Annotated in this window: 7 protein-coding genes and 1 pseudogene; 4 read left to right on the plus strand and 4 right to left on the minus strand. The window is 66.8% G+C overall.

From position 1 onward, the window contains the following. The 4 genes from ACTS11_RS16180 to ACTS11_RS16195 all read left to right on the plus strand — a co-directional run. Nucleotides 1–1,387: sugar ABC transporter ATP-binding protein (locus ACTS11_RS16180; protein WP_442641331.1), on the plus strand; the 1,387-nt coding region annotated here is incomplete at its 5' end. After that, on the plus strand, nt 1,384–2,352 hold the full coding sequence (locus tag ACTS11_RS16185) for an ABC transporter permease (RefSeq protein WP_442641332.1): 969 nt from the start codon (nt 1,384–1,386) through the stop codon (nt 2,350–2,352). The genes ACTS11_RS16180 and ACTS11_RS16185, both read left to right, overlap by 4 nt. After that, entirely contained in the window at nt 2,349–3,293 is a 945-nt protein-coding gene (locus tag ACTS11_RS16190; protein WP_442641333.1) for an ABC transporter permease, read from the plus strand. Before ACTS11_RS16185 ends, ACTS11_RS16190 begins: the two co-directional genes overlap by 4 nt. Continuing rightward, entirely contained in the window at nt 3,290–4,165 is an 876-nt protein-coding gene (locus tag ACTS11_RS16195; RefSeq protein WP_442641334.1) for an SMP-30/gluconolactonase/LRE family protein, read from the plus strand. Before ACTS11_RS16190 ends, ACTS11_RS16195 begins: the two co-directional genes overlap by 4 nt. A gap of 7 nt (nt 4,166–4,172) precedes the next feature. Here the strand turns inward: ACTS11_RS16195 and ACTS11_RS16200 are convergent, their stop codons facing one another. The 4 genes and pseudogenes from ACTS11_RS16200 to ACTS11_RS16215 form a co-directional block, all read right to left on the minus strand. Further along, nucleotides 4,173–4,580: a hypothetical protein gene (locus tag ACTS11_RS16200; RefSeq protein ID WP_442641335.1), complete on the minus strand. Its 408-nt coding sequence runs from the start codon at nt 4,578–4,580 to the stop codon at nt 4,173–4,175. After that, entirely contained in the window at nt 4,577–6,163 is a 1,587-nt protein-coding gene (locus tag ACTS11_RS16205; protein WP_442641336.1) for a GMC family oxidoreductase, read from the minus strand. Before ACTS11_RS16205 ends, ACTS11_RS16200 begins: the two co-directional genes overlap by 4 nt. 2 nt (nt 6,164–6,165) lie before the next feature. Beyond that, a complete protein-coding gene (locus ACTS11_RS16210) occupies nt 6,166–7,242 on the minus strand; it encodes an ABC transporter ATP-binding protein (RefSeq protein WP_442641337.1) in 1,077 nt (358 codons plus the stop codon). Continuing rightward, nucleotides 7,239–7,431, minus strand: a pseudogene (locus ACTS11_RS16215) (carbohydrate ABC transporter permease); the annotation flags it as partial. The pseudogene ACTS11_RS16215 and the gene ACTS11_RS16210, both read right to left, overlap by 4 nt.

Raw genomic sequence — 7,431 nt, forward strand, 5'->3', positions numbered from 1 at the left:
GAACGGCGCAGGCAAGTCCACCCTGATGAAGATTGCGTCCGGCCTTTTCCTTCCTGATGCGGGCGAGATCCGTCTCGATGGGCGGGCCGTCCGCTTCGGCAGCCCGAAGGACGCAAAGGCCGCGGGGATATTCACGGTTTTCCAGGAGCTGACCGTCCTTCCCAATCGCACCGTCGCCGAGAACCTCCTGATCGGACGCGAGCCCTCGCGCGTGGGCGGCCTATGGCTCGACCGGCGCGCGTTGAACGCGGAGGCGCAGGGCATCCTCGACCGGCTCGGGATCGACCTTGACGCCGGCATGGATGCAGGTGCCCTTTCGACCGGGCAGCGTCAGATGGTCGAGATCGCGCGCGCCAGTGCGCAGAACCCGAAGGTGCTGATCCTAGACGAGCCGACGTCATCCCTCGGCCGGACCGAGGAGGAGCGCCTCTTTTCCATCGTCCGGCGCCTCAAATCGGAAGGCGTCGGCATCGTCTACATCACGCACCGCATGTCCGAAGTCTTCATGCTCTCCGACCGCATTACGGTGCTTCGAGATGGCCGCTTCGTGCTGTCGGGAGAGACCATGGCGCTCGACCGCCCTGCCCTCATCCGCGCCATGGTGGGCCGGGATGTCTCGGAGGATCGCCACGGGACCGATGCCAGCGCCTTGCCCGTGGCGCTCGAGGCGAAGGGACTCGCGAGGGCGCCGGCGGTTCACGGCGCTGACCTGAGACTCCACGCGGGCGAAGTCCTCGGCGTCGCCGGTCTCATGGGGTCCGGCCGCACCGAGATCGCGCGCCTTCTTGCAGGGATCGATCGGCCTGACGAGGGCATTATGGCGCTCTTCGGCGAACCCTACGCGCCCCGCGACATCCGCGAGGCGATGGCGTCCGGGGTCGCTTACGTGTCGGAGGACCGAAAGGGCCTCGGCCTCGTGCTCGCGCTGCCCATTGCCGACAACATCGCGCTGCCTAGCCTAGGGCGGTTGTCACGGCGCGGCGTGGTGACACCGGGAAGGATCCGGAAGCTCGCCCAAGAATGGATGAAGACGCTCGGCGTTCGCGCCGCAGGCCCTTCCGTCGCCGTGGGCACATTGTCCGGGGGCAACCAGCAGAAGGTGTCGCTCGCCAAGTGGCTCGCGACCCGGCCGAGGGTAATCCTGCTCGACGAGCCGACCCGCGGCGTCGACGTCGGCGCAAAAGCCGAGATCTACGGGCTCATCCGTGAAATGGCGGCCGACGGCGCAGCTGTGCTCGCGATCTCCTCCGAACTGCCGGAACTCCTCCAGATCTCGGACCGGATCGCAGTGGTCGCGCAGGGGCGCATCGCGGGCGTCCTGCGCGCGAGTGAAGCCACGGAGGAGAACCTTCTCGATCTCGCCTTCAGCGAGGGGAAGGCGGCATGAGTGTCGCCACGCGTTCGAAGTCCAGTCGGCGCCTCGCAGGATTGTTGCGCGACGCCCTGCCATATGTGGGGCTTCTCGCGGTCGTCGTCTTCTTCAGCCTGTCCTCGGAGTTCTTTCTGAACCTGCGGAATTTCGAGCGACTCGTCACCGACAGCGCTACGCTCATGCTCGTGGCCTTCGGCATGACCCTCGTGATCCTCCTGGGCGAGATAGATCTGAGTGTCGGCGCCGTCGTTTCGCTCCTGGCGGTGATCCTGGCGCAGTTGATGGCGAACGGTGCGGCGTGGCCGGTTGCCGTGTTCGCCGTTCTATTGCTGGGCCTTGTCATCGGCCTCCTCAACGGCGCAATCACGGTCATCGGCGATATACCGTCGTTCATCGTCACACTCGGCATGATGGCGGTGGCGACCGGGCTGGCCTACGTCTTCACCGGATCAATCTCCGTCGCGATCATGAGCGAGCCATTCCTCGTCCTGTTCTACGACGCGACGTTCCTTCGGTTGCCCGTGCCCCTCTGGATCGTGGCCTCCGCATTCGTTGCGACGATCCTGTTCCTCGGCCGAACCGTGCCGGGACGGGAGCTCTTCGCCGTCGGCGCAAATCCGGCCGCAGCGCGTCTGTCCGGGGTCCCTGTGCGGCGTCGCAAGATCACGGTCTTCGCGATCATGGGAGTGCTCGTCGCGCTGGCGGCGGTCCTGTCGGCGGCGCGCCTCGGATCCGGGGCACCGGCCTCGGTGCCGGCGCTCACACTCGACGCGATCGCGGCGGTGATCATCGGCGGCGCGAGCCTCTTCGGCGGGCGCGCCTCGCTCGTGAGAACGCTGATGGGCGCTGCCCTCATCGCGGTCCTGAACAACGGCATGGTCCTGATGAACGTCAACATCGACGCGCAATACATCGTGAAAGGGCTCATCATCCTGCTCGCGGTGGTGCTGGAGCGACTTGCGAGCGGGGCGCCGCCATGACGCTGTCGCGCGCGAACCTCGCGGATTACGGGCTGATCCTCGCGCTCATCATGATCGTAGGGGCGCTCATGGTCCTGAGCCCGGCGTTCCGCGATCCCGCGAACCTCATCGGGATCGGCCGCCAGGTCGCGATCCTCGGGATCGCGGCGGCCGCGATGACATTCGTGATACTGGCGGGCGAAATCGACCTGAGCGTCGGGGCCGTCGCCTCCGCTGCTGCCGTCGTCACCGCGCTCGCCCTTGCGCAGGGGTGGGGAGCGCTCGCGATCCCCGTGGGGCTCCTCGTCGGTGCGGGCTTCGGTCTCCTGAACGGCTTGCTCGTCGTGCACGTCGCGGTGCCGAGCTTCATCGCGACGCTCGTGAGCTTCTTCATCGCACAGGGCGTGGCGCTGACGCTAACGGGGGGCCAGACGATCCTGTTCTCTGCCGACTGGTTCCGCGCGCTCTTCGCCACGGGAAGCTTCTTGGGCAACCAGTCCGCGTTCTGGTGGCTGGTGCTCGTCGCGCTGACCCTTTGGTGGCTGCTCGCGCGAACCCGCTTCGGTTCAAACACCTATGCGCTCGGCGGCGACGCAGAAAGCGCCGCGATGCTCGGATTGCCCGTGGGCCGTTTGCGCATAGCCATCTTCACCATGACCGGCGCGCTGATGGGGATCGTCGGCATGATCCTGATCGCCCGCATTGGCAACGCCCGCGCCGATGGCGCCATTGGGCTGGAGTTCGATGCCATCGCCGCGGCGGTGATCGGCGGCACGCGTCTCGGGGGCGGCTATGGCTCGATGCCGCGGACGATGCTCGGTGTCCTGCTGATCGGGGTCCTTAACAACGGCCTCGCGATCCTGAACGTGGACTTCAATACGCAACAGGTCATCAAGGGCATCCTGGTCGTGGGCGTCGTCCTGATCGACCGCTGGGCAAGAGGACGGGAGGGAGCGGCATGAGCGCAGTCGTGAACGGCGGAATCGAGCAGCTGGCCACGGGTTTGAGCTTCACGGAGGGTCCGGTCTGGCTGGCGGAGCACGCCTGCCTGCTCTTCACCGACATTCCCGGCAACGCGATCCTCCGCTGGTCCGAGAACAGAGGCGTCTCTACCTGGATGGAGAACGCCCATTTCGCAATCGGGCTGAGCCGCGATCAGGAGGGCCGGGTTCTGTCATGCGAGCATTCGCGACGGTGCCTCTCGGCGCTGTCGCTCGGGCCGGACGGAAGGCTCGCCGGGCGGGAGGTCCTCGCCGGCAGCCACGAGGGACGCGTGCTCAACTCCACGAACGACGTCATCTGCACCAGTGAGGGGACCGTCCTCTTCACCGATCCGCCCTTCGGCGTGCGAACCCTCGTGGGCGAGCTTCACGGCTATCAACAGGCGCAGGAGATCGAGGGGGCCTTCGTCTTCGCCGTCGGTGAGGGGCCGGATGCACCACACCCGGTGGTGACGGACATCTACCGGCCCAACGGTCTGTGCCTCTCGCCGGACGAGAAGGTGCTTTACGTCTCGGACAGTTCCACAACCCATCACAAGGTCATCGCCTTCGACTATGCCTCGGGAACCGCCTCGAACGCGCGAGACTTCGCGGTGATGCCGGTCGGTGTCCCGGACGGGATGCGCGTGGATGCGGAAGGACGGCTTTGGGTCGCGGGCGGGGACGGCGTCTACGTCTGGGATGCCGAGGGTCGCCAGGTGGCGCATGTCCCGGTGCCAGAGATGGTGACGAACCTCGAGTTCGGTGGCCCTGATCTGTCGGATCTCTACATCACGGCCACCACTTCGCTCTATCGCGTCGCGACCACGACGCGGAGCGGACGCGCCTGGTGACAGGGACTCAAGCGGTTCGGTAGACAGCCCCGCGCCGCGTCACATCGGAAACAAGCTCCATGTCTTCGGCGTTCAGGCCGACCGACGAGTCACGGGCCTCCTGCCCAGGATACCCGATCGCGCGGCGCACCTCGGGCTGCATGAAATAGGCGTTTGCAAGCACGATCGAGAGTGCACCGAAGCCCTCCGGATCCCGCTGCGCCAACGCCTCGATGGCGGGCAGGTCATCCGTTTCCCCTTTCAGGGCAAGGAAGCGCCTGAGGGGAGCGAGCCGTGAAGAATCTATGCGCAGCACCTCCTCCACGGGCGTGTCCTGAAGCCTGAGATCGGCGGCGCCGGGTTGTCCCGCACCGCCCGGGATCATTATGCGCGCCAGGGCCGCAAGGCGCGCGCGTTCTTCCCTGGTCAAGGTCATGCTGCCGGTTCCAGGTCGGCCCGCGCCTCGATCAACCGGAGGACCGAGCGCGCGGCAACCGCCATGATCGTGGCCGTGGGGTTCACACCGGACGATGTCGGGAAGGTGCTGCCATCCATGATATAGAGGCCGGGAACATCGTGGACCGCGCCATGCTGGTCCACGACGGAGGTTTCGGCATCCTCGCCCATCACGGCCGTTCCCATCAGGTGCCACCCGCAGTCACGGATGAGCGGCGTCACCTCGGTCTCGACGGCGCCGGCGGCTTCCATCGCCTCGACCGCCCGCGCCGTGTGGAAGGCCAGCATGCGGCGTGTGTTCTCGGACATGGCGTAGACGATCTTCGGCGCGGGAAGGCCATCGCTGTCGACAAGGCTCTCCGAAAGCTCGACCCGGTTCCGCTCGTCCGGCAGATCCTCGCCGATGATGCCCCACTCGAAGCTCCGGCCGAACTTGCGCGCGACGCGCTCGTGGAGTGCGCCTCCCCAACCGCCGGTCAGCGTGCCCCCGGTATAGCCCGCGCGGAAACTCTGCGGGCCGCCCGCCGGCATGCAGTTCCACTTGGCGCCCCGCAGGAAGCCGCGCGAGGCGTCCGTCTCGTAGAACTGCATCGAGGTCAGGATCTGCCCGGCGGGTCCGACCCAGCTTTCGAGATCTTCGTCGAACGTGCCCATCACGCCCGCATAGGGATGCATCATAAGCCGTCTCCCGACGAGGCCGGAGCGGTTGCCGAGGCCGGACATCAGAAGCAGCCGCGGCGTCCCGACGCCGTTGGCGCAGAGGATGATGACATCGCCCCGCGCGCGGTGGCGCGCCCCCTTCCGGTCGATCCAGACCACGGCGTGCGCCCTGCCCCGCCCATCGGTCTCGATCTCGGCCGCGCGTGCCCCCGTCACGAGCCGCACGCCGAGCGCCAACGCTTCGGGCCAGTGCGTGCGGTCGGGGGTGGCCTTGGCTCCGTCCGAACAGCCAGTGCCGCAGGTTCCGCGAAGCACGCAGGGCTGAAGGTCGCGATAGGCGCGAGACGGGATCGCGTTAGAACCTGGCCACCAGTGCCAGCCGAGCAGGTTCATGCCCGACGCCGCCCTGCGCCCGACCTTGCCCATCGGAAGCGGCGGCAGCGGGCACGGCGCGCCGTCGGGATAGGCCGGGTTGCCGCTGAGGCCGGAGACGCCCATCGCCTCCTCGACATAGGCGTAGAATGGCGCGAGGTCTTCATAGCCGAATGGCCAGTCCCGCGCGACACCGTCAAGCGTGTGGACGCGAAAATCCGACGGCATGAACCGCATCCAGTGCGCGCCATAAATGAGGGCCGCGCCTCCGACCCCGGCAAACATCAGCGGGTTCACATCCGATGCCGCCGTGTCGATGGGATAATCCTGGGCACGTCCGCGCACGTTCGGGTTCGGGTGCCATCGCTTCAGCTGCGTAAGCTCCCATTCCGGGCGGGCGCCGTCGAACTCTTCTGCCGCGACCCAGTCCCCCTGTTCCAGAACGGTGATGCGCATCCCGGCGCGCGCCAGTTCGAGGGCCGCGACTGCGGCGGAGGGGCCCGCACCCACGATGACGACGTCGCTCTCCATGGTCATTGTGCGAGCGAGACTCCGGTGTCCGGGTCGAACAGGTGGACACGATCGGGTGCGATGGTCAGCCCGATGGTATCCCCCCTCTGGTGCCGTGCCGTTCCGTCGGTCGTGACGAGCAGTTCTGGTGCTCCCTCGGTGAACAGATAGGTCGTGGAGCCAGTGGGTTCGACCGCTCCGATCCGTGCGCAAATCGCACCCGGCGCGTCCGGCGGGCCCACAAGGAGATGCTCCGGACGCAGGCCGACGACAACCGCGCGCCCGGGCTCTGCAGGCATGGCAAGAAGAAGATCTGGCGCGCCGACCATTTCGAGGGTCGCGGCGCGGCCGTCGTCCCGTATCTTTCCCTCCACGAAGTTCATCGCCGGGCTGCCGATGAAACCGGCGACGAAGCGGTTCGCCGGCCGGTCATAGAGCTCCATCGGCGGTCCCTGCTGTTCGATCCGCCCGGCCTGTAGCACGACGACATGGTCAGCCATGGTCATCGCCTCGATCTGGTCGTGCGTGACGTAGACCGAGGTTGCGCCGATGCGGTCGTGAAGCGCTCGAACCTCCTTGCGCATCCGGACACGCAGAGCGGCATCGAGGTTCGAGAGCGGTTCGTCGAAAAGGAAGGCTTTCGGCTCCCTGATGATGGCGCGGCCCATGGCGACGCGCTGCCGCTGACCACCGGACAGCTCCCTCGGCTTTCGGTCGAGCAGAGCCTCCAGTCCGATGATCGCGGCCACCTCGTCGGCGGCCTTCGCGCGGTCAGCCTTGGAGACGCCCTTCAGGCGCAGCGCGTAAGTGAGGTTTTCGCGCACCGTCATGTGCGGGTATAGCGCGTAGGACTGGAACACCATGGCAAGATCGCGCTTGCGTGGCGGGCGATCGTTCACCACCTCGCCCGCGATCCTGAGCTCTCCCGCCGAGATGCTCTCGAGACCCGCGATGGACCGCAGGAGCGTGGACTTGCCGCACCCCGACGGCCCCACGAGGGCGACGAACTGTCCCTTGGGGATCGAAAGGTCGATGTCCTTGAGGGCGTGAAAGCTGCCATAGTGTTTCTGGACACTTCTCAGTTCGATCTGTGCGGTCATTTCAGCGCTCCCGCGGTGAGGCCATTGACGATCTGGCGCTGCAGGATGACGAAGGCTGCGAGCACCGGGGTCACGTAGGTGGCCGCGTAGGCCATGATCGCGTTCCAGTTCACCTGGTTGGGCTGCAGGTAATTGGTCATGCCGATGGAGGCCGGCTGCAGCCGGTTGTCGGCAATGATCGACGCGGAA

The organism is Roseicyclus sp. (genome assembly GCF_052168335.1).
In the GTDB taxonomy this organism is placed as follows: Bacteria; Pseudomonadota; Alphaproteobacteria; order Rhodobacterales; family Rhodobacteraceae; genus Roseibacterium.